Below are 24,146 nucleotides of genomic sequence, written 5' to 3'. Positions count from 1 at the left end.
GATAACAAGCAACACTCCACGCGCGGATAATCCGCTGAGGTCGGACGATGATAGCCGACTGAACCGAATAGCCGGTCCGAGCGCACTCGTCATCTTTGGCGTGACCGGAGATCTCTCCCGCAAAAAGCTCATGCCCGCTGTCTATGACCTAGCGAACCGTGGGCTTCTGCCCCCGGGGTTTGCACTGGTGGGGTTCGCCAGACGAGACTGGGCCGATGAGGACTTTGAAAAGGTGGTGCATGAGGCCGTTCAGGAGCACTCGCGTACACCCTTTAACGAGGATGTCTGGGCCCAATTGCGCCGGGGTATTCGTTTTGTTCAGGGTGAGTTTGACGATCCTCAGGCATTCGAACGGTTGCGGAGCACCCTAGATGAGCTTGATCGAGAGCGGGGAACCATGGGAAATCACGCGTTTTACCTCTCTATTCCGCCCCGGTCTTTCCCCGAGGTCACCCAGCGCTTGCGTGAGTCCGGTCTTGCCGAGGCTCGCGACGGTAGCTGGAGCCGCGTGGTGATTGAGAAACCTTTTGGCAGTAACTTGCAGAGCGCTCGTGACCTTAATGATGTCGTTGAGTCGGTCTTCCCACCCGATGCGGTTTTCCGTATTGACCACTATCTCGGTAAAGAGACGGTGCAAAACATTCTTGCGCTTCGATTTGCTAACCAGATGTATGAGCCCATCTGGAACGCTCAATATGTGGATCACGTACAGATCACCATGGCCGAGGACATCGGCGTGGGGGGGCGCGCAGGCTATTATGATGGCATTGGTGCGGCGAGAGACGTCATTCAGAACCACCTCCTCCAACTCCTTGCCCTTACCGCGATGGAAAAGCCGTACAGCTTCAACGCAGCGGATCTGCGTTTGGAAAAGGAAGCTGTTCTTGCCGGGGTGCGTCTTCCCAAAGACCTCGCAACCGCCACAGCGAGGGGACAGTACACCGGTGGCTGGCAGGGGGGCGAACAGGTTGTGGGGTTTCTTGATGAGGACGGAATGAACCCCGAATCCATCACGGAAACCTATGCGGCTATGCGTCTTGAGATTAATACTCCGCGCTGGCACGGTGTGCCTTTCTATCTTCGTGCGGGTAAGCGTCTTGGTCGTCGTGTCACCGAGATCGCTGTTGTTTTTAAGCGCCCAGAAGACTCGCTTTTCGCGCTCAGTCAAACGTCTGATCTGGGGCAAAATGCGCTCGTTATCCGAGTTCAACCCGATGAGGGGGTCACTATTCGATTTGGCTCAAAGGTTCCCGGACCGGTTATGCAGGTTCGGGACGTCACCATGGACTTCGGCTATGGTCATGCGTTTACGGAAGCTAGTCCCGAGGCCTATGAACGGCTCATCCTCGACGTTCTCCTCGGCGATCCGCCGCTATTCCCTCGCCATGAGGAAGTTGAGCTCTCCTGGAAGATTCTCGACCCTATCGAGGAGTATTGGGAGAGCGAAGGCAAACCTGAACCATACCGCCCAGGGACCTGGGGACCCAAGTCGGCAGATGATCTGCTCGCACGTGATGGAAGGACGTGGCGTCGACCGTGATCGTTGACCTACCCGATACAACAGTCAGCAAAATTTCTAAGGCTCTTGTCAAAATCCGTGAGGAGGGTGGTGCGGTTGCCCTGGGGCGAGTGCTAACCCTCGTGATCGCAACTGACCCGGAACATCTGGAGGATGCTGTCGCGGCAGCCAATGACGCCTCCCGTGAGCATCCCATGCGGGTTGTTGTTGTGGCCGTTGACCAGGGTGCCGAGCATATCGTTGAGGCCAGGATCAATGCTCAGATTCGGGTAGGCGGCGATGCCGGGGCAAGCGAGGTCATCGTATTGCGAGCTTTCGGTGCGGCCGCCAGCGACTCGGAAAGCCTCGTCACGGGGCTGCTGCTGCCCGATGCCCCCGTTGTTGTGTGGTGGGCGGGGGTATGGCCAGGGCATGCCGCGCAGACGTCACTCGGACGAATTGCCACGCGACGAATCACGGATGCGACCACACACCCTGACCCACAGCAGGCACTTGTTGATCTGGGCCACAACTACACCCCGGGTGATACCGATCTGGCCTGGTCACGAATCACCCTTTGGCGAGGGCAACTCGCAACTGTTCTGGATCAGCCACCCTATGAATCGGTTGACTCTATCCGGGTTAGGGGATCTGTTGAGTCTCCCTCAACAACGCTTCTGGCTGCCTGGTTACACCAGCAATTGCTTGCTCCCGTTGAGCACGTCCTCCATGAGGACAAAGCCGGCGGATGGGGCGTGGACAGTGTCGAGCTTACTCGCATAAGCGGAACCATTGTGCTCTCACGGACACATGATGCCGTTGCACAGTTGAGCGCCCCTGGGCAGCCAATCCACGACCTCTCCCTCCCCCGCCGTTCGCTACGAGACTGTCTGGCTGAGGAGCTTCGACATCTTGACCCGGATGAGCTCTACGGACGGGTTGTCACCAGCGGTGTGAAAGATTTGACAGCAGCTCAATAGAGAAAGACATAAGGGGCCCGAGGACGTACTCGGGCCCCTTATTCATGGAGGAGAGATAGTGTGACAATACAGCGTGAAATTCGCATCCATACCACCGTGTCCGACGTCGCTGAAGCTGTTGCGGGAGAGTTTATTAGTGTTGTAGGCGGTGTCCAACGCCTGGGAAAAACCCCGCGGGTGGTACTGACCGGAGGGACACTGGGAATTGCGGTGTTGCGTGCGACGGCTCAGCATCCTGCAGCCGCCTCAATCGAGTGGAACAACGTTGATCTGTTTTGGGGCGATGAGCGTTGGCTTCCCGACGGTGATGCCGAGCGCAACGACGAGCAGGCAAGGGAAGCATTCCTCGCACCGCTCGCGATCGGCGGAGACCGAGTTTATCGCTGTCCCAGCCCCGATTCGGGTCTCGATCTTGATCAAGCGGTCGCACGGTATGCGTCGGATATTAGTTGGGTGTGGGAAGAAAAAACCGCATTCGATCTTGTTTTTCTTGGGGTTGGGCCCGACGCGCACATCGCCTCAATTTTTCCCGGACGAACCGACTTGGTCGAGGCAACCGAACCGGTGATCGGTGTCCGCAACTCCCCCAAGCCGCCGCCTGAACGCCTGTCGCTCAGTCGCGTCGCGATTAACCGTGCCGCCCGTGTGTGGCTGCTCATTTCGGGGGAAGCTAAGCGTGAGGCATACGCACACATAATAAATGATGATGACGCCCTGGTCGCGCCCGCCGCATCTGTCGAAGGTCAGCTTCAGACGATTGTGTTTGCGGATACTGTTGTCAGCGATTAGTCCGCTTTAAGTGGTGCTCGGGCCGAGGAGATTTCTTTTCCCGGCCCGAGCACCACATAAACGTAGAGAATCGAAGCTAGGGTTTAACCGTGCCCCGACGAATGCGAAGCTGGCGTAGGGCATCCTCCAGAAGCTCTTCGGCTTCCTGTTCCGTCCGACGCTCCTTAACGTAGGCTAGATGCGTTTTGTACGGCTCAAGTTTTGCAATCTGGGGAGGGTTCTCCTTGTCGCGACCTGCTGGCAGGCCGGATGATGGGCAATCAATGTTCTCTGGGATCTCCTCGTCGGGAACATTCGCAGCGAAGTGACGAACAGTCTCATTGCCCAGAGCGTCCCAGTAGGAAATCGTAATCCGCTCTGCTTGGAAACCGTGATCCTGCTCGCCCATAGGGCCGGAGCCAACTCGCGATCCGCGGATCGCGCTACCGCCGCCCGCCACTAGAGACCCGTGTCAAACTTGGTGATGACGCCAAGCACAACGATTACGACAAACCAGACCAGACCAAGGATGACTGTGATGCGGTTAAGGTTACGCTCGGCAACACCCGAAGAGCCCAGGCTGGAGGTCATACCGCCGCCGAACATGTCTGACAGCCCACCTCCGCGGCCTTTATGAAGAAGAATAAGCATCGTCAACAGAAGACTCGTGATGCCGAGTACGATCTGCAGGATGACCTGAAGGATTTCCACCGAAGAGAACCTTTCACCAATTTGGAGGGCACGTCGCTATCGACGCTAAGACCACAGCCCAGTATACGTGATGATAACCAAGTTATCGGTTACACGCCCACGTGCTTCTTGAATTGAATAATGCGCGAGAACTCCTCGATCGCTAAGCTCGCCCCGCCGACAAGTGCGCCATCAATGTTGGGCTCTCGCATGAATCGGGCGATGTTTTCTGACTTGACTGACCCGCCATAGAGAATGCGCGTCGCGGTGGCTCGCTCCTCACCGAGGAGCTCAACCAGAGTCTCGCGAAGGGCGGAGCAGACCTGCTCAGCCTGCTCAGCAGTTGCGGCTTTGCCGGAACCGATTGCCCAAACTGGCTCGTACGCAACCACGATATCCGCGTCAGCAGAGAGCGAAGAGAGAACCTCGCGTAGCTGGGCAACGGGAACCGCACTGGGTCCATGTTCTGCTAGGTCCTCTGCGGTCTCGCCGACACAAATGATAGGAACGATACTATGCCGCACTGCGGCAGCGGCCTTCGCTCCGACAACTGCGTCCGTCTCGCCATGGAATTGGCGACGCTCTGAGTGCCCGACGATCGCATACTGCACATCCAAGCGAGCCAGGAAGTTGCCGGAGATCTCGCCGGTGTATGCCCCCGAGTCATGCTGGGAAACATCCTGAGACCCGAATCCGAGTTCGAGTTTGTCAGCCGATATGAGAGTCTGCACCGAACGCAGATCTGTGAAAGGTGGAAAAACTGCGACCTCAACCTGAGAAAAATCGTGCTTTGCGTCGCTCAGGCTCCACGAGAGTTTTTGTACGAAAGCGATGGCCTGGAGATGATCAAGGTTCATCTTCCAGTTACCCGCGATAAACGGTGTGCGCTGTTCTACCATCCCAATACCTCCAACCCCGGGAGCTTCTTGCCCTCGAGGAACTCGAGACTGGCTCCTCCGCCAGTCGAAATGTGACCAAATTGGTCGTCAGAAAAACCAAGCTGACGTACGGCTGCGGCGGAATCTCCCCCGCCCACAACCCCGAGGCCGGGAACCTCGGTGAGCGCGGCAGCGACGGCACGCGTGCCACCAGAAAAAGCCTCAAACTCAAATACACCCATGGGCCCATTCCAAAAGACCGTCTTTGCGGAGCGGATAGCGGCAGCGAATGTTTTTGCTGTGTCTGGCCCAATATCCAGCCCGATTCCGGCCGGGCCGTAGGGAGAACTCTCAATCTCGGACGCCGCTACCACAACGTGTGCGGCATCCTCCGCAAAGCGGTCTGCAACGATGACATCGGTGGGTAGCACAATGGTGACTCCCCGTTCCTGTGCCTCTTTAAGGTAGCCGCGTACGATGTCAAGCTGGTCGGCCTCCAGCAGGCTCGATGCAACCTTATATCCCTGGGCAGCTAGGAAGGTAAAAAGCATGCCTCCGCCAACGAGCAGAGTATCGACGCGGGGAAGTAAATGACCAATTACACCGAGCTTATCCGAAACCTTGGAACCGCCCAGTGCGACCACGTAGGGCCGCGTGGGGTTCTCGGTGAGTCGATCAAGCACCTTGAGTTCGGTCTCAATGAGCGAACCGGCTGCGCTCGGAAGAGCCTTGGCCAATTCGTAAACACTCGCCTGCTTGCGATGCACAACGCCAAAACCGTCAGAGATGAAAGCGTCCCCAAACGAGGCAAGCTGCGCGGCGAAAGCCTGACGCTCAGTTGCCTCATTGGACGTCTCCTCGGGGCAGAAGCGGAGATTCTCTAAGACAACAATATCGCCGTTGCTCAGGCTGGAGACGGCAGCCTGAGCACTCTCCTCAACCGTGTCGGAAGCAAATGACACGGGCGAGCCCAAAAGCTCTCCGAGGCGTTGAGCAACGGGGGCGAGCGAAAATTCAGTGGCGGGCTTGCCCGCGGGGCGACCCAGGTGGCTGATTACAACCACCCGGGCCCCCTCTTTCACCAGTGCCGACAGGGTGGGTAACGAAGCGCGTACGCGTCCGTCATCCGTGATTTTTCCTTTCGCCACAGGGACGTTCAGATCACAACGAACGATGACACGTTTACCCGTAAGGGAGCCCAACGACTCTCGAGTTCGAATCGACACTAGTTATTACTTCTTTCGTTAGAGCTTGCTCGCAACGAGCTCGGTCAGGTCAACAAGACGGTTGGCATATCCCCACTCATTGTCATACCACGAGGCCAGCTTAACCTGGTTCCCCATCACTTTGGTGAGGCCCGAGTCGAAGATCGACGAGTGCGGATCAGTCACGATGTCGCTTGAGACGAGTGGCTCATCGGTGTACTTCAGGATGCCCTTAAGCGGACCTTCAGCAGCAGCCTTGAACACGGCGTTAACCTCGTCAACCGTCAGATCGCTGCGATCGGTCTCGACAGTGAGGTCGGTGATCGAGCCGGTGGGCACCGGTACGCGCAGAGCGTAGCCGTCCAGCTTGCCCTTAAGCTCGGGAAGAACTATACCGATAGCCTTGGCAGCGCCGGTTCCCGTCGGAACGATGTTGAGCGCAGCGGCACGAGCGCGACGCAGGTCACCGTGGGGGCCATCCTGCAGATTCTGGTCGGCAGTGTAGGCATGAACCGTTGTCATGAGACCCTTGTTGATACCAAAAGCTTCATGAAAGACCTTGGCCATAGGTGCCAGACAGTTTGTGGTGCACGATGCGTTTGAGATGATGTGCTGCGTAGCGGGGTCATAGTCCTGCTCGTTAACGCCCAGCACAAAAGTGGCGGCATTCCCACTTGCCGGGGCTGAGACAATGACCTTCTGAGCGCCCGCGTCCAGGTGCTTCTGAGCGAGCTCGGCCTTGGTGAAGAACCCGGTTGACTCAATAACGATGTCGATACCGAGTTCTTTCCAGGGAAGCAGCGCGGGGTCGCGCTGCTCGAAAACTTTGATGCTCTTGCCATTGACGATAATTTCGTCTCCGGAGAGCTCTACCGTGGCATCCAGACGACCCGTAATGGAGTCATACTTGAGAAGGTGCGCGAGGGCGGCGTTATCAGTGAGGTCGTTAACGGCGACGATCTCAAGGTCACTGCCCTGTGCAAGGGCTGCACGTAGGAAGTTACGACCGATTCGACCGAAGCCATTGATGGCTACTTTTGCGGACACATTTGCTCCTGTTTTTGTGGCATCCAGAGATGCGCGTTTTTATGTTGTTGTGGCGTGCGAAGCGAACCTCACACGCCACAACGTCTTTAGGACTGCACGATCAGGTTCGATGTGAACTTGCGGGCGGTTGCCAAGCGCTTCTCGACATCGTCCCAGTTGACAACGTTCCAGAAAGCCTTGACATAGTCTGCTCGTACGTTGCGGTAGTCCAGGTAATAGGCGTGCTCCCATACATCAAGGAGGAGCAGCGGGATGGTGCCGGCAGGGAAGTTGCCCTGCTGGTCAAAGAACTGCTGAATATTGGCGCGCTGACCCAGAGAGTCCCATGTGAGTGCGGCCCAGCCGGAGCCTTGTACACCCATCGCCGCAGCGGTGAAGTGTGCGGTGAACTTGTCAAAAGAGCCAAAATAGTCATCAATGGCTGAGGCAACCTCGCCCGTGGGCTTGTCGCCACCCTCAGGTGACAGGTTGCTCCAGAACACCGTGTGATTCACATGGCCACCAAGGTTAAACGCGAGATCCTTCTCGAGTTTATTAACGTTCGCCAGATCACCCGAATCCCGCGCCTCCACCAGCTTATCCAGCGCCGTGTTTGCACCGTCAACATAGGTCTTGTGGTGCTTATCGTGGTGCAACTCCATGATGGTCCCGCTGATGTGCGGCTCCAGTGCCGAGTAGTCGTAGGGTAGGTCAGCAAGCGTGTATGTAGCCAAATTGCTCAACTCCTTGATATTGAGGTTTCACAGGCAGAAAATCTGCGACGTGGAAACCCAATTCTAGCTAAAGATCTTCCAGATCTGCGGGTAAACTCGCCTCTGTGCCGGGGACGCCGCGTAGGGAGGCTTCTTTGTCTGCCATTGCGAGGAGACGACGGATGCGGCCAGCTACCGCGTCTTTGGTCATGGGCGGTTCCGCATGCGAGCCCAACTCGTCCAAGCTGGACTCACGGTGCGCGAGTCGAAGTTCACCCGCATAGCGCAAATGGTCGGGAACACCTTGGCCTAGAATTTCGAGGGCACGTTCTACCCGAGCACAGGCAGCGACGGCGGCCTGCGCCGAGCGGCGCAGATTGGCGTCATCAAAGTTCACAAGTCGATTTGCTGTGGCTCGAACCTCTCGGCGCTGCCTCATGGCTTCCCATGCCGATACCGTGGCACTGGCACCCATCAGGGTCAGCATTTGAGCGATCGCCTCACCCTCGCGGATGACGACCTTGTGCACGCCCCGCACCTCGCGGCTCTTGGCCGGTACTCCCAAACGCCCTGCCGCCCCGACGAGGGCCATAGCGCTTTCGTTGGTGGGGCAACTCACTTCCAGGCTTGATGAACGACCGGGGTCGGTCAGGGTGCCCTGTGAGATAAATGCACCGCGCCATACGGCGGCGAGCTCTTCGGTGGTGCCCGTTGTGAGGCGATTCGGGAGACCGCGGATGGGTCGGCGGCGGGCATCCAGAAGCCCAGTTTGACGCGCGAGAGTCTCACCGCCCTCGATGACGCGAACCAGATAGCCCGGGGCACCTTTGCGTGATGTTCCCTGGGGCTGCACGCTCGCCGTGCTCCGTACTCCGTAGATTTCAGCGAGGTCTTTGCGGACGCGGCGAACGATAAGGGGGGTATCTAGCTCCGACTCCAGTGCAATACGCCCTGAGATGGTGTGTAATCCCCCGGAGAAACGCAGAATGGTCGATATCTCGGCGACACGTACGCTTGTCCGCCCGATCTCAACTCGCGCTAGTTCGTCCTTAACCTCGGCAGTCAGTGCCAACGCTGATACTCCTTCAAATAAATGTCAAAAGTGTGGAAGAGTACCGAATTACTCGCGCCCCAGATCCCGGTGTTTGATGTGCACCACCACACCCGGGAGGCCTTGAAAGCGATCTGCAAGTTCGCGAGCGACGGCTACTGAGCGGTGCTTTCCGCCCGTGCAACCTACAGCAACTGTAGCGTGTCGCTTGTTCTCGCGCTGGTAACCGGCAAAGACCGGCGCAAGCGCTTCTGCATACTTCTGGATAAACTCCGCTGCCCCCTCGCGGGACAGGACAAAATCCTTCACTTGACTATCGGCACCTGTGAGGCTGCGCAGCTCAGGAATCCAGAAGGGATTGGGCAGAAAGCGAACATCAGCCACAAGATCAACATCAGTAGGAATTCCGTACTTAAATCCGAAGCTCATCACGGTGAGCTGGAGGGCCGGGTCATCACTGCTTGCAAACATCTCATGTGTTGCATTCGCAAGCTGGTGAATATTGAAATTGGATGTGTCGATTACAACATCGCTCGATGCACGCAGCTCACGAAGCCTATTGCGTTCCTCGTGGATACCGTCGAGAAGGGTGCCCTCGCCCTGCAGTGGGTGTGGTCGTCGAACCGATTCAAAACGGCGAACCAAGACGTCATCGGTCGCCTCAAGGAACACGACACGCACCTGCGCGTTGGCCCGCAGGTCACTCAAGATTGCCTGGATATCATGGAAGAGATCACGGCCACGGACATCAACGACCGCGGCGATTTTGGGCAGTGACCCGCTTGCCTTGTCAGCGAGTTCAGCTAGCGGTCGGAGCATTTGGGGCGGTAGGTTATCAACGACGTACCAGCCCAGATCCTCGAGGGCGTTGGCGACAGTTGAGCGCCCGGCTCCTGACATCCCCGTAACGATCAGGACTTCCTGAGATGTGTCAGATTCCGTCATGATGACCGCTCCCGTTTCTGCTTGACTTCCCCTCAAGACTACCGTCTGACAGTCCTGGAGAAAGATCTTCGGAATCTGCTCCCAGGGTCGTGTCGGTTTTTCCCTGAAGTTCGTTGACAATGGCCGCTGCGAGTGCCGGACCAATGCCCTCGACCTCAGCGATGCCCTCTGCTGAAGCCTGCTGGAGACGCGCAACGGAGCCGAAGTGTCGCAGCAGAGACTTTGTGCGTGCTGGGCCGAGACCCGGCACGACGCTCAATCGGGTAGAAATATCTTTCTTGCGTCGATGCCGTTGGTAGGTGATCGCAAATCGATGGGCCTCATCGCGGAGACGTTGGATCATGAAGAGTGCATCACTGTTACGGGGCAAGATGACCGGAAAGGGCTCATCCGGAAGCCATACCTCTTCCAGCCGCTTGGCAATACCACAGAGCCCAATATCGGTGATACCTGCATCCGAGAGTGCGCGCTGGGCCGCGGCAACCTGTGGTTCACCACCGTCAACGACAATGAGCTGTGGGCGGTTGCGGAAAACGCCGGGGCCAGCATCCTCGTGAGCCTCAGCGTTGAGTTGCGCGGCGCGGCGCGAAACGACCTGGTTGATCGAGTCGGTGTCATCCGTGGTGTGCGGAATCGAGTATCGGCGGTATCCGGCCTTATACGGCAGCCCGTCCTCAAACACCACGAGCGAGGCGACAACGTTGGTGCCAGAGAGGTGCGAGACGTCTACACACTCCATGCGCAGCGGTGCCTGATTGAGTCCGAGCGCCTCCTGAAGCGTAGCGAGCGCGGCAGATCGAGTAGCAAGATCAACGCTGCGCCGGGTCTTGTAGAGAGCGAGGTGCTGCACCGCGTTGAGTCGTGCCCGGTCAAGCAGCGCAACTTTATCGCCACGTTTAGGTACGCGAATATCAATGCTGCCCAGGCCGTGTTGTGCAGCGAGAAGGGCCGCGAGTACCGCCGGATCTGGCGGAAGAGCAGCCACGAGTAGCGACTTGGGTGGGGGGGCATCCTCATATGCGGTCTGGACGATTGCCTCAATCAGCTTTTCCGGGGAGTCATCAAGCTCCAGATCCACGATCCAGTTGCGTTCTCCGCGAATGCGACCGCCACGCACAATAAACTGGTGTACAGACGCGGCCAGCTCGTCGCCTGCCAGGCCAAAGACATCCGCGTCTACCGAATCGTCAAGGGCTACAGCGCTCTTGGCCAGTATGAGATCGAGCGATTTTACTTGGTCCCGAATCTTTGCCGCAGTCTCATAGTCCTGGGCTTCAGAGGCGGCAATCATTCGGTTTGTCAACTCGCGAACGGTGCTGCGATCATTGCCGCTCAAGAAGGAGACCAATTGCATAACGATACTCAGGTGCTCGTCGAACGTAACCCGTTGTGAACAGGGACCGCCACACCGTCCGATCTGTCCGGCAAGGCAAGGTTTACCACTCGACATGGCCCGTTTGTAATCGGATTCGTTACAGGTGCGCATCGGAAACGCCGTCTGAAGAAGACTGAGCGTTTCTCGTACCGCCCACACTTTTGGGTAGGGCCCGAAGTATTTTGCGCCTCGGATTTTCGTGTTTCGGGTGATGAGCGCCCGCGGGGCCTCGTGGGCCAGGGTAACGGCGATGTAGGGATAGCTCTTGTCATCGCGGAACTGCACGTTGAAGGGAGGTTCATACTCTTTGATCCAGGTATGTTCCAACAGCAACGCTTCTGAGTCGCTGCCCACCATTGTCCACTCGACTTTGCTAGCCGTCGTGACCATACGCCGAGTGCGCTGGTGAAGAGATTCAATCGGCGCAAAGTAGTTGCTGAGTCGAGCCCGAAGGTTTTTTGCCTTTCCCACGTAGAGGATACGCCCCCGAGGGTCGGAGAACCGGTAAACTCCTGGGCCCGTGGGGATTTCGCCCTGAGCGGGACGATAATCACGCGGATTGGTCATCTGTCTATCGCCTATTTCTGGTGCGAGCGAACGATCCCCAGTACCTCGGCGAGAAACTCCCCCGTGTAGCTGTCTGGGTGTGCCGCAACTTTCTCGGGGGTTCCCGTGGCGATAATCGTACCCCCACCTGAACCTCCCTCGGGGCCCAGGTCGATGACCCAGTCGGCCGAACGAATGACGTCAAGGTTATGCTCAATAACGAGTACGGTGTTGCCCTTGTCTACGAGGCCGTTGAGTACGAGCAGCAGTTTACGTACGTCTTCAAAGTGCAGACCGGTTGTGGGTTCATCGAGCACATAGATGGTCCGCCCGTTTGAGCGCTTCTGTAACTCGGTAGCGAGCTTCACCCGCTGGGCCTCCCCACCGGAGAGAGTTGTGGCGCTCTGCCCCAGTCGTACATAGCCGAGGCCAACGTCCACGAGGGTCTTGAGGAAACGGTGGATGGCGCTGATCGGTTCAAAAAAGCCAGCGGCCTCGGCGATGGGCATGTCGAGAACCTCGGCAATATTCTTGCCTTTGTAGTGCACCGATAGAGTGTCACGATTGTATCGTGCGCCGCCGCACACTTCACAGGCTACGTACACATCTGGCAAAAAGTTCATCTCAATTTTGAGCGTGCCATCGCCGGAGCACGCCTCACAGCGCCCCCCTTTAACGTTAAAGCTGAAGCGACCAGGAAGGTATCCTCGGGCTTTGGCTTCGGGGGTCTCTGAGAAGAGAGTCCGTATACGATCAAAAACGCCCGTATACGTGGCAGGGTTAGACCGTGGGGTGCGCCCGATCGGATTCTGGTCAACGTGGACAACCTTATCAAGATGCTCAAGGCCGGTTACTCGAGTGTGGCGTCCGGGCACATTTCGGGCTCCATTGAGTTTACCCGCGAGAACACGGTAAAGGATGTCGTTCACCAGCGATGACTTGCCCGAACCGCTCACACCGGTCACCGCGGTAAATAGGCCGAGAGGGAAGTCAACTGATATGTTCTGTAAGTTATTGGCCTGGGCCCCCACAACACGAAGCATTCGGTCTTTATCCCTACGGCGACGAGAAAGCGGAGTCGTGATGGACAGCTGACCCGAGAGGTACTGACCTGTCAACGAACGGGGGTTGTCCAGTAACTCCTCGTAGCTGCCGGAGTGCACCACCTCTCCGCCCTCAACCCCAGCCCCGGGTCCGATGTCAACAATCCAATCGGCGGTGCGAATCGTGTCTTCATCGTGTTCCACCACGATGAGGGTGTTGCCGAGATCACGGAGTTTCACCAGGGTATCGATAAGGCGTCTATTATCGCGTTGGTGTAGTCCGATGCTTGGTTCGTCTAAAACATACAACACACCCGTTAGGCCGGAGCCAATTTGTGTGGCCAAGCGGATCCGTTGCGCTTCGCCACCCGAGAGTGAACCCGCAGCACGTGCGAGATCGAGATAGCTCAAGCCCACCTCGATTAAAAACTCAAGGCGCAGCCTAATCTCGCGAAGTACCTGAGCCGCGATAGAAGCCTGGCGGTCAGTGAGCGTCAGCGTATTCATGAAAGTCTGCGCATCACGGAGACTTAGCTCGCAGACATCCGCGATGCTTTTATCGCCGACCGTGACCGCAAGAACCTCGGGCTTGAGCCGCTGCCCCTGACACACGGGGCAGGGAACCTCACGCAGATAGTCAGACCACTTCTGACGCGCCCAATCGTTATCAGCTTGCAGGTATTGACGTTCGATGTAGGGCACAACTCCCTCAAAGCCTGAGGTGTAAGACATTTCTCGGCCGAAGCGGTTCTTCCACTTCACGTTGACCTCGAAATTGTTGCCGTTGAGAACCGCCTGCTGGATCTCGTTCGGAAGTTTTTTCCACGGTGTGCTGAGCGAGAAGTCAAGGTCGTTAGAAAGCCCAACGAGCAGCTTTTCGTAGTACTGGTAGAGGCCCTTTCCTTGTGTGGTCCATGGGATGATTACGCCCTCAGAGATACTCAGGGCAGGGTCCCCCAGCAGTAACTGTTCGTCAACTGACATGCGTGTGCCGAGTCCGCTGCACTCTCCACACGCGCCGAAGGGGGCGTTGAAGGAAAAAGTTCGAGGCTCAATTTCTGTCAATTGCACCGGGTGGCTGTTGGGACAGGAAAGCTTTTCGGAGAAGGTTTGCCAGGCACCATCACCGTCACGATCAACAAAATTGATCGTGACGAGTCCGTCGGTGAGGCGAAGAGCCGTTTCGAGCGAATCCGTGAGACGACCAAGGATCTCAGGTCCAGCAACGAGTCGATCAACAATCACCGAGATATCATGCTTGATCTGCTTCTTGAGTGTGGGCGGTTCACTCAGTTGAATACGCTCTCCATCTACGAGTGCGCGCGCAAACCCACTCGCGGCAAGATTACTGAAGAGGTCAACAAACTCGCCCTTCTTGGCCGACACTACGGGGGCTAAAATTTGAAAGCGGGTCTTCTCCTTCATACCCATGAGCCGGTCTGCAATCTGCTGGACCGTCTGTCGCTCGATAATTTCGCCGCACACCGCGCAGTGTGGGATTCCGGTGCGTGCCCACAGGAGGCGCATGTAATCGTAGATCTCTGTAATCGTGCCCACCGTCGAGCGTGGGTTACGGTTGGTGGACTTCTGGTCGATCGAAACGGCAGGGCTGAGCCCCTCGATAAAGTCAACATCCGGCCGGTCCACCTGGCCGAGGAACTGACGCGCATAGGCCGAAAGCGACTCGACGTAGCGGCGCTGCCCCTCGGCAAAGATGGTATCGAACGCGAGCGAAGACTTACCAGAACCAGAAAGTCCGGTAAAAACCACCAGCGAGTCGCGCGGAACGCTCACATCTACGTTGCGGAGGTTGTGGACGCGGGCGCCCTTGACGCTAATTGTCTGCTTGTCGTTAATGGTCAACTTTTCAATGATGGTGATCGCTCCGTGAGTAAGAGGTTGGGGCACAAGGACAATGGTAGATCACGCTACCGATACGTGGTGCGTGCGGTAGACGGTTACGAACTCACATGACCGGCCGAGATCATGTTGCGAAGTTCTTTCTTGAGATCCGCGACTTCATCACGAAGCCGCGCAGCCAGTTCAAACTTCAACTCGGAGGCCGCACTGAGCATTTGACTGTTGAGATCGGCAATTAGAGTTTCCAATTCGTTGGCCCCCTGTGCCGCGATTCCCGTCCGCTTGAGATGAGGCGTTGGCGCACGTTTCAGTCCGTCCCCACCAGACAGGAGCGCAGCTGTGTCGGCATCCTCGCGGGCCAGGATGGATGTGATGTCGCTGATTTTTTTGCGAAGAGGTGTAGGGTCAATGCCGTGAACTCGGTTGTACTCCACCTGAATAGCCCGGCGACGGTCGGTCTCCTCGATCGCCTGTCGCATGGACGGTGTGATGATGTCTGCATACATATGCACCTGACCTGACACATTGCGTGCGGCGCGGCCAATGGTCTGGATAAGTGATGTTGACGAGCGGAGAAAGCCTTCTTTATCGGCATCCAAAATAGCCACAAGAGATACCTCAGGAAGGTCGAGTCCCTCACGAAGCAGGTTGATGCCGACCAGGACGTCATAAATTCCCTGGCGAAGCTCACTCAACAGCTCAACACGGCGGAGTGTATCTACATCAGAGTGCAGATACCGCACCCGCACCCCGGCCTCCGTTAGAAAATCGGTGAGTTCCTCTGCCATTTTTTTGGTCAGGGTCGTGACCAGGATGCGTTCGTTTTGCGCCGTTCGCTGGCGTATCTGTTCAAGAAGGTCATCTATCTGGCCAAGAGAAGGCTTCACCACAATCTCTGGATCAATCAGACCGGTCGGCCGGATGATCTGTTCAACGATACCGTCGGCAATCCCCATCTCGTATTTACCGGGCGTAGCCGACAGGTACACCGTCTGCCCGACCCTCTCTGAGAACTCTTGCCAGCGGAGTGGACGGTTATCCAGCGCACTCGGCAGACGGAATCCATGCTCGACGAGGGTACGCTTACGAGATGAGTCGCCCTCGTACATAGCTCCAATCTGGGGCACGGTAACGTGCGATTCGTCGATTACAACGAGGAAATCATCCGGGAAGTAGTCGAGAAGACAGTGTGGAGCTTCGCCTGGCTGCCGACCGTCAATATGTCTGGAGTAGTTCTCGATTCCGGAGCAGAAACCAATCTGCTCCATCATTTCAAGATCGAAGGTGGTTCGCATTCGGAGTCTTTGCTCTTCGACAAGTTTGCCGGCGCGTTTAAGCTCGGGTAAACGTTCATCGAGCTCATCACGGATCGCACCAATCGCCCGATGCATCACATCGGTGCTTGCAACGTAGTGCGAGGCAGGAAAAATCGAGACGGAGTCCGGCCGACTCAGCACTTCACCCGTCAGAGGGTGCAAATAGTACAAAGCCTCAACCTCATCACCGAAGAACTCAACGCGTACGGCGAGTTCCTCATACATTGGGATGATCTCAACAGTATCGCCGCGCACACGAAAATTACCGCGTGAAAAATCGACATCGTTACGCTGATACTGCATCGAGACGAACTTACGAATAAGCCAGTCGCGATCAACGTGCTCCCCCACACGTAGCGCAGCCATCGCCTCATAGTATTCCTCGGGCTTACCCAGCCCGTAAATACAAGACACCGTGGAAACTACCACCACATCACGCCTGCTCAGCAAAGAATTTGTGGTCGAGTGCCGGAGTCGCTCAACCTCAGCGTTGACAGATGAATCCTTCTCGATGAAGGTATCCGTCTGCGGGACATAGGCCTCCGGCTGGTAGTAGTCATAGTAGGAGACGAAATACTCCACCGCGTTATGGGGCATGAGCTCACGAAACTCGTTCGCCAGTTGGGCAGCAAGAGTCTTATTGTGCGCCAGGATCAGCGTGGGTCGTTGTACTCTCTCGATCAGCCAGGCTGTCGTTGCAGACTTGCCGGTACCCGTGGCACCCAGCAAAACAACATCCGTTTCGCCCGCGTTAATTCGTGCGGCTAGTTCATCAATTGCTTTGGGCTGATCGCCACTGGGTGAGTAATCGCTTACGACCTCAAAGGGTCGAACCGCGCGTGTTGGTTCCATCACATCATTGTAAGTCCCACCACTGACATTGGCTTCGTTACCTGGGCATTTACGTGCCGGATACGGTGGCTAAGATGCGTTCCCAGAGGCTATCTGTTTGCGCAAGAGTTTGTTTCGTTGTTCCCGATGAATCGATCACAACGTGTGCTACTGCCCGCCGCTCTTCCGCGGAAGCCTGGCTTGCCACCCGATTGGCTGCGTCGGTGGTGGAGAAACCTCGCAGTTCGACAAGTCGGTTTTGGCGCATGTCTGCAGGAGCTTCGACCGTCACAACGAGATCCCAGGGATAGCTCAGCCCTGCTTCAACCAACAGCGGTATGTCATACACGATAATCACGTCGGGGTCGTTCTTCGCGAGCCGGGCAAAGCGGTCACGCGCCAAACGCTGAACTTCGGGGTGAACGATACTGTTAAGTGTGCTGAGTGCCTGCGAGTCGGCAAACACCCGGCTGCCGAGCGCGGCCCGGTCGAGTGAACCATCTTCCCGAAGCACATCACTGCCAAAAGCGGCCACAACAGAGGCCAGACCAGGCGATCCGGCGGCAACGGCATCCCGTGCTAGCTGGTCAGCATCAATCCGAACTGCTCCGAGCGCCTCCAAACGTCGAGCGACGGTGCTTTTCCCCGCGGCGATACCGCCCGTTAAACCGACAAGATACACGCGCATGATATTACCGCACATGAGGGCAGCAGGCGGTCACAGGTGCAGTGTGTGGTTTAACGACGTTGAGCCGCACCTTGTCGGTGCGGCTCAACGCTGAAAAACTACCCTGTCGGAAGGGGGACTAGTTGTTTTCCTCGAGCTTGGACTTGAGAGCGGCAAGTGACTCGTCTCCAGCCAGCGCCCCAGCTACCGTGTTGTCGCTTGAGAAAGCGGTGTCACCAGCAGAAGCAACCTCGGCGGCTTCCTCGGCTGCCGTCGTGGCGACCTGCTTCTTGTGCGCTTCCCAACGCTCCTGGGCTGCTGCGTAGTCCAGCTCCCACTTCTCACGCTGGGTTTCGAAGCCCTCTTTCCACTCGTTGGTTTCAGAGTCGAAGCCTTCGGGATACTTGTAGTTGCCTTCGTCGTCGTACTCGGTGAGCATTCCATAGAGTGCAGGGTCGAATTCGGTGCCCTCAGGATCGACACCCTCGTTAGCCTGCTTGAGGCTCAGCGAGATACGCCGACGCTCAAGGTCAATGTCGATGACCTTGACAAAGACCTCGTCGTTAACCGAGACGACCTGCTCAGCAAGCTCAACGTGCTTGCCAGACAGCTCGGAGATGTGCACAAGGCCCTCAATGCCGTCGGCAACACGAACAAATGCGCCGAAGGGAACCAGCTTGGTGACCTTACCGGGTGCAACCTGGCCGATTGCGTGGGTACGGGCAAACACCTGCCACGGGTCTTCCTGTGTGGCCTTGAGTGACAGGGAGACACGCTCGCGGTCAAGCTCAACCGACAGGACCTCAACGGTGACTTCCTGACCAACCTCGACGACCTCGGAAGCGTGCTCAATGTGCTTCCAGCTGAGCTCGGAAACGTGCACCAGGCCGTCAACTCCACCCAGATCAACAAAAGCACCGAAGTTAACGATCGATGAGATAACACCCTTGCGAACCTGACCGGGCTGGAGGTTGGCGAGGAACGTTGAGCGGCTCTCCGACTGAGTTTGCTCCAACAATGCACGACGTGACAGCACAACATTGTTGCGGTTCTTGTCGAGCTCAAGAATCTTCGCCTCGATCTCCTGACCGAGATACGGGGTCAGGTCGCGAACGCGGCGAAGCTCAATCAGCGATGCGGGGAGGAATCCACGCAGCCCGATGTCAACGATCAGACCACCCTTAACAACCTCGATAACCGAGCCGGTGACGACACCATCCTCGTCCCGGATCTTCTCCACATCGCCCCAGGCGCGCTCGTACTGAGCGCGCTTCTTGCTCAGAATGAGACGACCTTCTTTGTCTTCCTTCTGAAGAACGAGCGCCTCAACGCTATCGCCAACATTGACAACCTCGCTGGGGTCAACATCGTGCTTGATGGAAAGCTCGCGCGAGGGGATGACGCCCTCGGTCTTGTATCCGACGTCGAGTAGAACCTCGTCGCGGTCGATCTTCACGACGGTGCCCTCAATGAGGTCCCCGTCGTTGAAGAATTTCAGAGTCTTCTCGACTGCGGCAAGAAAATCTTCAGCAGAGCCAATATCGTTGATGGCTACCTGCTTGGCTGCCTTGCCGGTCGTTGCGGTTGTCATGTAGTTAGTACTCCAGTACGGACATAAATTAGGCCGTGACCGTTCGCCCTCGGTTGAGACGTCGTGCCGCGGCAGCGGATAAAAAATTGTCACACATGTGACTCTTGATTCTACCCCACGACACACCTGGTGTTCAAACCGTTTCAGCGGTCATTCCTGAAGCGTGCGCTTGTTAATTCTGCGAATACATGTTGACCGAGGTGATCCACTGTCGAAGCTCCGGGTAGCAGGCTGGGTTATTGGCGATGTCCTCGCGTAATTGCGGAAACTCGTATGCCAACTCGGCGAGACGTTCCGGTCTGCTAAGAGGGAATGACGCTTCCCGGGAGAATTCCTCAAGAGATGCTTCGATCCAGAGCCGGAGATCTGAATAACAGGAGGGGTGCTCAACAACTCGCGGCCAGGTTTGCACATCTGACTCTGCGATTGTCGCGAGAGTATCCTCGCCTGTGTCGAAACTTTCTAGTGCCAGTATGTGGGCTGCCGGAAGAGCTGGACGCGCGGCGGTTCCGCTGACGGGTGAATTCACAGATAGCGTGGGCGTGAGTACAGGGGCTGCAGATGTGAACGTGCCAGACTCCGGCTGCATCTGTAGCGGAGCCTGCAATAGATCACTGTGCGGAGCGGAGGGTGTGGGTGCTTCTGCGTGCGGTGACAGCGACGCTGTGGGTGCGACCATCATCGATACCGCAGGAGTTGGGTGACCACCTGCGGGAATCGAACCAGCAGGGATAAGGTGTCGCAAGAACTCTTTCTCTGCTTTGTCATGGACATCTCGTCCGCGCAGCTCATGGATATCCTCCACGGTTAAGAGCCATTCCGATGTTTCCAGCGTGATGCGTCGGGGACGCCGGTTGATGAGGCCCAGCGTTCCTTCCGTAGCAACGGTCATCGTTCCTTGATCAACATAAAAGGCCACACCCTCGCCGTTCGCCTGGCCCGATAGGACGTGGCCGAAAATTCGCTGCGGTGTTGTGCCGAGTGCGATGCTGCCGCGGACGGTCTGTGGTGAGTTGCCTTCCGCGCCAACAAATGCCGGAAGGCCCCGTTTGCTGGAAAAGGTGCCTGAAGCCATCAGCCAGAGACGCTCATCGCCATAGGTGCCATACATTGTGGGGAAATTATCGGAGGATACAAAGATCCCCAGAAGGGTCTCCGAATCGCGGAGAGACGTGACAGCCATAAATCTGGTCACCCTTTACGGAAATTAGTGAGCGGCAGCGTCCCAATTACTGCCATGCCCAACATGAACATCGAGCGGTACGCTCAGCCGGACCACATCACGCATTTCTTCACGAATAATGTGCTCTGCGATGTCCCACTCCCCCGGAGCTACCTCCACAATGATCTCATCATGAACCTGAAGCAACATGTGAGAGCCCAGTTTTTTCTCAGTGAATCGCCTTTCAATCCCGATCATTGCGAGCTTCATGATGTCGGCAGCGCTTCCCTGGATTGGTGCGTTGAGGGCTGCACGCTCGGCGTTCTCACGGACGAGACGATTGGGGCTGTTGAGCTCGGGGAAAAACCTCTTACGGCCAAAGAGCGTCTCGGTGTACTGATCTTCCTTGGCTTGTTCTACCACTGATCGCAAGTAATCGCGTACGGCACCGAAACGGGCAAAGTAGTCCTGCATGAGTTGCTTGGCCTCGGCTGAGGAAATACCTAGCTGCTTGGACAGACCAAACGCGCTGAGACCATAAGCGAGACCGTAGGACATCGCTTTGACTTTGCTGCGCATTGTCGGAGTGACGTCCACCGGCTCAACACCGAAAATTCGAGAACCCACAAAGCTGTGCAGGTCTTCCCCGAGATTGAAAGCTTCAATCAGTCCCTCGTCACCAGAGAGGTGGGCCATAATGCGCATCTCAATTTGTGAGTAGTCAGCGGTAAGGAGTGTCTCAAAACCCTCAGCCACGCAGAATGCTTGGCGGATGCGGCGACCCTCCGCTGTGCGCACCGGAATGTTCTGGAGATTAGGGTCAGTCGAGGAGAGGCGTCCTGTACTGGTCCCCACCTGTTGATAGGTGGTGTGAATACGGGAGTCATCACCGACAGCCTTCTCAAGGGTCTCGACAATCTGGCGAAGTTTCGTGGCATCCCGATGCTGCAGGAGAAGCCCGAGGAAGGGGTGGGGGCTCTTTGTTTGCAGGTCGGTCAGAGAAGCTGCATCCGTTGAAAAGCCCGTCTTGGTAGCTCGGGTCTTGGGCATACCCAGTTCTTCGAAGAGAACTTCCTGAAGTTGCTTCGGAGACCCGAGATTCACCTCGTGACCGATCTCGGCGTAAGCCGACTGAGCTAGTGCGGTTGTGCGATCCCCTAACTCGGTGTTGAGTCCCGCCAAAATGTTTCGATCAAGGGCGATCCCTCGGAGTTCCATGCTGCCCAGTACAGGGATGAGAGGCATTTCGATTGTGGCAAATACCCTCGCGGTTCCTTCGTCGAAGCGGGAGCGGATTGCCGCATCGAGGCGATGAATATACCAAGCGGCGTGACCAGCTCCCATGAGGTGATCGTCGCTGGGAATAAGCTGGTTGGGGTCGGCCTGGGGAAGTGTCTCGCCCAGATAACGGGTAACAAGATCGTCGAGAGTCTTGTCTGGGCTGCCGGGACGAAGGAGCCAGCCCGCAATGAAGACATCCGAGCGGAGACCGCCGAGAGGGGACCCCACACGTGAGAATGCCTGGGCCTGGTGTTTTCCGTCACAGAGTATTTTAGGTGCGTCACTCATGAGCCAGGTCTCAAACGGTGCATAGTCAGCGCTGCCGGGTTGCCAGGCTAGTTCAACGCTCGCCGACGTTGAGGCGATGCCCACCGTAACGATCTGACCAGTTTCGACATCAATGTCACAGTGCAAGCCAAGACCGTCTGGATGGGCAGCAGATTCGCGGTTCAGCCATGCTTCGAGTTCTTCATCGAGCAGGGTGACCGGAGTGGGTCGTGGGTCGGCAGGTGGGGAGGTCGTGGCGACAGCCACAGAACCCCCTTGTCCGTAAAGCTTAAGAACGCGTTCGAGTAGGCTACGAAATTCTAGGCGACCGAAAGAATCGCGTACAGCTTGCTCATCGAAGGGGTGGGGCGTGAGCTCGTCGAGTTCAAGCCCGAGTTCAACATCGGTAACCAAGCGATTTAGCCGACGATTACGAACCGCTAGGTGGGCATGTTCGCGAAGACTCTCCCCGACTTTGCCCCCAATTTCATCTTGATGCGCCAGGATCTCATCTAAGCTACCGAACTGATTGATCCACTTGACAGCGGTTTTCTCCCCCACCTTGGGCACGCCGGGTAAGTTATCGCTGGTCTCCCCGACGAGAGCCGCAATTTCGGGATACTGCTCTGGTCGCACACCGTAGCGCTCCCAGACTTTCTCTGCGTCATAGCGAGTGAGATCACTCACTCCCTGGCGAGAGGGATACAGGAGAGTAACGTTGTCATTAACCAACTGGATTGTGTCCCGATCTCCACTGACGACCAGGACTCGAAAGCCAGCAGCAGTCCCGCGCGCGGACAGCGTCGCCAGGATATCGTCGGCTTCGTAGTCTTCTTTTTCTATCGTAAAAAGCCCCATCGAGCGCAGGGTGGTCTGTAACAGCGGGATTTGCCCTTTGAACTCCTCAGGCGTCTCGCCCCGGGTGCCCTTGTACTCGGGGTACTCCCGCGTGCGGAACGAGTGTCGTGAGATGTCGAACGCGATAGCAACCGAATCGGGTTTCTCTGCTTTGAGGAGGTTGATGAGCATCGCAATGAATCCGTGGATCGCGTTGGTGTACTGGCCATCACGGGTCTGAAAACTCTCAACGGGTAGGGCGTAAAATGCGCGGAAGGCAAGCGAATGGCCGTCAATGACCATGAGGGTAGGCTGAGCAGTATCTGACACACCAACAGCCTACAAGCCCGCACCGATGGGCGGCTGACGAACTTGCGAGGACTTTATGACCAACACACCCGTTGATGGCATGGTATTTATCCGGGAACGGGGCTTGGGGGCTCTTGCCGAGAAAATGGGAATCGAGATTACCGAGTTCTCAATCGAACGGGCCGTCGCTCGGATGCCGGTTGAGGGGAATACCCAGCCAGCCAACCTCCTGCACGGTGGTGCCTACGTGGTAATGGGTGAATCGCTTGGTTCAATGGCGGCCAACTTGTTTGCTGGCCCGGGACGGCTCGCCGTTGGGATCGATATCAACGCTACACACACCACCTCGGCCGTCGCCGGTTTTGTGACGGGGGTGTGTACTCCGATCCACCTGGGGAACAGCCTCACAGTGCACGAAATAGCGATCACCGATGAATTGGGTCGCCGATGCTCCACCGTCCGGATCACCAACTTGATCAAAACCCTGCGCACGTAACCAGGGGACTTACACGCCGAGGGCCGGGGAAAATTTCCCCGGCCCTCGGCTAATGAAGTGTGGTTAGTCGTCGGCTTTCTTGCCGCCGCTGAGCTGCTCTATGATGGCCTGGGCGACATCGTGCATGGTGAGACGGCGGTCCATCGAGGCCTTCTGAATCCACCGGAATGCCTCGGGTTCAGTAAGCCCCATCTTCTCGTTGAGGATACCCTTAGCGCGGTCAACGAGTTTGCGGGTTTCAAATCGCTCAACCAGATCACCAACCTCGGCCTCCAATGCCACGATCTGCTGATAGCGGGACAGGGCGATCTCGATAGCAGGGAGGAGGTCGTTGGGAGTAAAAGGCTTTACCACGTAGGCTAAAGCACCGGCCTCGCTCGCTCGCTCGACGAGCTCCTTCTGGCTGAAAGCCGTCAGGAGAACAACGGGCGCGATGTGGTTTTTGCTCAGTCGCTCGGCCGCAGAGATTCCGTCAAGCTGAGGCATCTTGACATCCATAACGACAAGGTCGGGACGAAGCTCAGTCGCCAGGGCAACAGCGGTCTCGCCATCACCGGCTTCTCCCACGACGTCAAAGCCGTTGTCTCGCAGAATCTCAACGATGTCGAGACGAATGAGAGATTCGTCTTCGGCCACCACAACGCGTCGGGGTGCTGTATTTGATGTAGGTTGGTCGCTCACGGGGTCAAGCCTACGGTATTGTTGTACACGTTGTGCAAGCCGGATTGGCGGAATCGGCAGACGCGGAGCACTCAAAATGCTTTGTTCGAAAGGACGTGTGGGTTCAAGTCCCACATCCGGCACAGGTATT

At 57.0% G+C, this 24,146-nt stretch carries 20 protein-coding genes and 1 tRNA gene; 5 read left to right on the top strand and 16 right to left on the bottom strand.

From position 1 onward, the window contains the following. Position 1 precedes the first annotated feature (1 nt). From zwf to pgl, 3 genes are read left to right on the top strand one after another with little or no spacing between them, the layout of a single operon-like run. The gene (gene zwf / locus FB466_RS11205) at positions 2 to 1,540 is read left to right on the top strand and encodes a glucose-6-phosphate dehydrogenase (RefSeq protein WP_141918721.1); all 1,539 of its coding nucleotides are present in this window, start codon (positions 2 to 4) and stop codon (positions 1,538 to 1,540) included. Next, positions 1,537 to 2,478 (top strand): glucose-6-phosphate dehydrogenase assembly protein OpcA, encoded by a 942-nt coding sequence (locus FB466_RS11200; protein WP_141918722.1) that lies wholly within the window; start codon positions 1,537 to 1,539, stop codon positions 2,476 to 2,478. Before zwf ends, FB466_RS11200 begins: the two co-directional genes overlap by 4 nt. Before the next feature lie 60 nt (positions 2,479 to 2,538). Beyond that, complete coding sequence (pgl, locus tag FB466_RS11195) at positions 2,539 to 3,267, top strand: 6-phosphogluconolactonase (protein ID WP_141918480.1); 729 nt, start codon at positions 2,539 to 2,541, stop codon at positions 3,265 to 3,267. 76 nt (positions 3,268 to 3,343) lie between these two features. On the opposite strand, the gene FB466_RS11190 is transcribed toward pgl, so the two are convergent. From FB466_RS11190 to polA, 15 genes are all read right to left on the bottom strand, one after another. Further along, positions 3,344 to 3,706 carry an RNA polymerase-binding protein RbpA gene (locus FB466_RS11190; protein ID WP_141918479.1) on the bottom strand — a complete coding sequence of 121 codons (363 nt, stop codon included), beginning with the start codon at positions 3,704 to 3,706 and terminating at the stop codon, positions 3,344 to 3,346. After that, complete coding sequence (secG, locus tag FB466_RS11185; protein ID WP_141918478.1) at positions 3,706 to 3,957, bottom strand: preprotein translocase subunit SecG; 252 nt, start codon at positions 3,955 to 3,957, stop codon at positions 3,706 to 3,708. Before secG ends, FB466_RS11190 begins: the two co-directional genes overlap by 1 nt. Positions 3,958 to 4,046: 89 nt before the next feature. Continuing rightward, positions 4,047 to 4,835 carry a triose-phosphate isomerase gene (gene tpiA / locus FB466_RS11180; protein WP_141918477.1) on the bottom strand — a complete coding sequence of 263 codons (789 nt, stop codon included), beginning with the start codon at positions 4,833 to 4,835 and terminating at the stop codon, positions 4,047 to 4,049. After that, positions 4,829 to 6,040 carry a phosphoglycerate kinase gene (locus FB466_RS11175; protein WP_141918476.1) on the bottom strand — a complete coding sequence of 404 codons (1,212 nt, stop codon included), beginning with the start codon at positions 6,038 to 6,040 and terminating at the stop codon, positions 4,829 to 4,831. Before FB466_RS11175 ends, tpiA begins: the two co-directional genes overlap by 7 nt. An 18-nt stretch (positions 6,041 to 6,058) precedes the next feature. Then, positions 6,059 to 7,066, bottom strand: coding sequence for a type I glyceraldehyde-3-phosphate dehydrogenase (gap, locus tag FB466_RS11170; RefSeq protein ID WP_141918475.1), 1,008 nt, complete (start codon positions 7,064 to 7,066; stop codon positions 6,059 to 6,061). An 86-nt stretch (positions 7,067 to 7,152) separates the two neighbouring features. Then, positions 7,153 to 7,779: a superoxide dismutase gene (locus FB466_RS11165; protein WP_141918474.1), complete on the bottom strand. Its 627-nt coding sequence runs from the start codon at positions 7,777 to 7,779 to the stop codon at positions 7,153 to 7,155. A 67-nt stretch (positions 7,780 to 7,846) separates the two neighbouring features. Beyond that, positions 7,847 to 8,830, bottom strand: coding sequence for a DNA-binding protein WhiA (gene whiA / locus FB466_RS11160; protein ID WP_141918473.1), 984 nt, complete (start codon positions 8,828 to 8,830; stop codon positions 7,847 to 7,849). Between the two features lie 48 nt (positions 8,831 to 8,878). Then, entirely contained in the window at positions 8,879 to 9,754 is an 876-nt protein-coding gene (rapZ, locus tag FB466_RS11155) for an RNase adapter RapZ (RefSeq protein ID WP_141918472.1), read from the bottom strand. Further along, positions 9,741 to 11,696 carry an excinuclease ABC subunit UvrC gene (uvrC, locus tag FB466_RS11150; RefSeq protein ID WP_141918471.1) on the bottom strand — a complete coding sequence of 652 codons (1,956 nt, stop codon included), beginning with the start codon at positions 11,694 to 11,696 and terminating at the stop codon, positions 9,741 to 9,743. Before uvrC ends, rapZ begins: the two co-directional genes overlap by 14 nt. An 11-nt stretch (positions 11,697 to 11,707) precedes the next feature. Beyond that, positions 11,708 to 14,590 (bottom strand): excinuclease ABC subunit UvrA, encoded by a 2,883-nt coding sequence (gene uvrA, locus FB466_RS11145; protein WP_141918720.1) that lies wholly within the window; start codon positions 14,588 to 14,590, stop codon positions 11,708 to 11,710. A gap of 86 nt (positions 14,591 to 14,676) precedes the next feature. After that, positions 14,677 to 16,746, bottom strand: a complete 2,070-nt coding sequence (gene uvrB / locus FB466_RS11140) for an excinuclease ABC subunit UvrB (protein ID WP_141918470.1) — start codon at positions 16,744 to 16,746, stop codon at positions 14,677 to 14,679. 49 nt (positions 16,747 to 16,795) lie between these two features. After that, on the bottom strand, positions 16,796 to 17,413 hold the full coding sequence (gene coaE, locus FB466_RS11135; protein ID WP_342777458.1) for a dephospho-CoA kinase: 618 nt from the start codon (positions 17,411 to 17,413) through the stop codon (positions 16,796 to 16,798). 118 nt (positions 17,414 to 17,531) lie between these two features. Beyond that, entirely contained in the window at positions 17,532 to 18,983 is a 1,452-nt protein-coding gene (gene rpsA / locus FB466_RS11130) for a 30S ribosomal protein S1 (protein WP_141918469.1), read from the bottom strand. Between the two features lie 172 nt (positions 18,984 to 19,155). Then, on the bottom strand, positions 19,156 to 20,166 hold the full coding sequence (locus tag FB466_RS11125) for a variant leucine-rich repeat-containing protein (protein ID WP_141918468.1): 1,011 nt from the start codon (positions 20,164 to 20,166) through the stop codon (positions 19,156 to 19,158). 24 nt (positions 20,167 to 20,190) lie between these two features. Continuing rightward, on the bottom strand, positions 20,191 to 22,833 hold the full coding sequence (gene polA, locus FB466_RS11120) for a DNA polymerase I (RefSeq protein ID WP_170206124.1): 2,643 nt from the start codon (positions 22,831 to 22,833) through the stop codon (positions 20,191 to 20,193). 82 nt (positions 22,834 to 22,915) lie between these two features. Between polA and FB466_RS11115 the strand changes: the two genes are divergently transcribed. After that, entirely contained in the window at positions 22,916 to 23,335 is a 420-nt protein-coding gene (locus FB466_RS11115; protein ID WP_141918466.1) for a hotdog fold thioesterase, read from the top strand. Between the two features lie 63 nt (positions 23,336 to 23,398). Here FB466_RS11115 and FB466_RS11110 read toward each other — a convergent pair whose 3' ends face one another. Then, positions 23,399 to 24,016: an ANTAR domain-containing response regulator gene (locus FB466_RS11110; protein ID WP_141918465.1), complete on the bottom strand. Its 618-nt coding sequence runs from the start codon at positions 24,014 to 24,016 to the stop codon at positions 23,399 to 23,401. A gap of 38 nt (positions 24,017 to 24,054) precedes the next feature. Between FB466_RS11110 and FB466_RS11105 the strand changes: the two genes are divergently transcribed. Further along, a tRNA-Leu gene (locus FB466_RS11105) sits at positions 24,055 to 24,138 on the top strand. Positions 24,139 to 24,146: the final 8 nt, after the last annotated feature.

Source organism: Klugiella xanthotipulae (assembly GCF_006716695.1).
GTDB classification, from domain to species: domain Bacteria; phylum Actinomycetota; class Actinomycetes; order Actinomycetales; family Microbacteriaceae; genus Klugiella; species Klugiella xanthotipulae.
The sequence above is the reverse complement of the archived record's forward strand: the minus strand, read 5'-3'. Positions and strand labels throughout refer to the sequence as shown.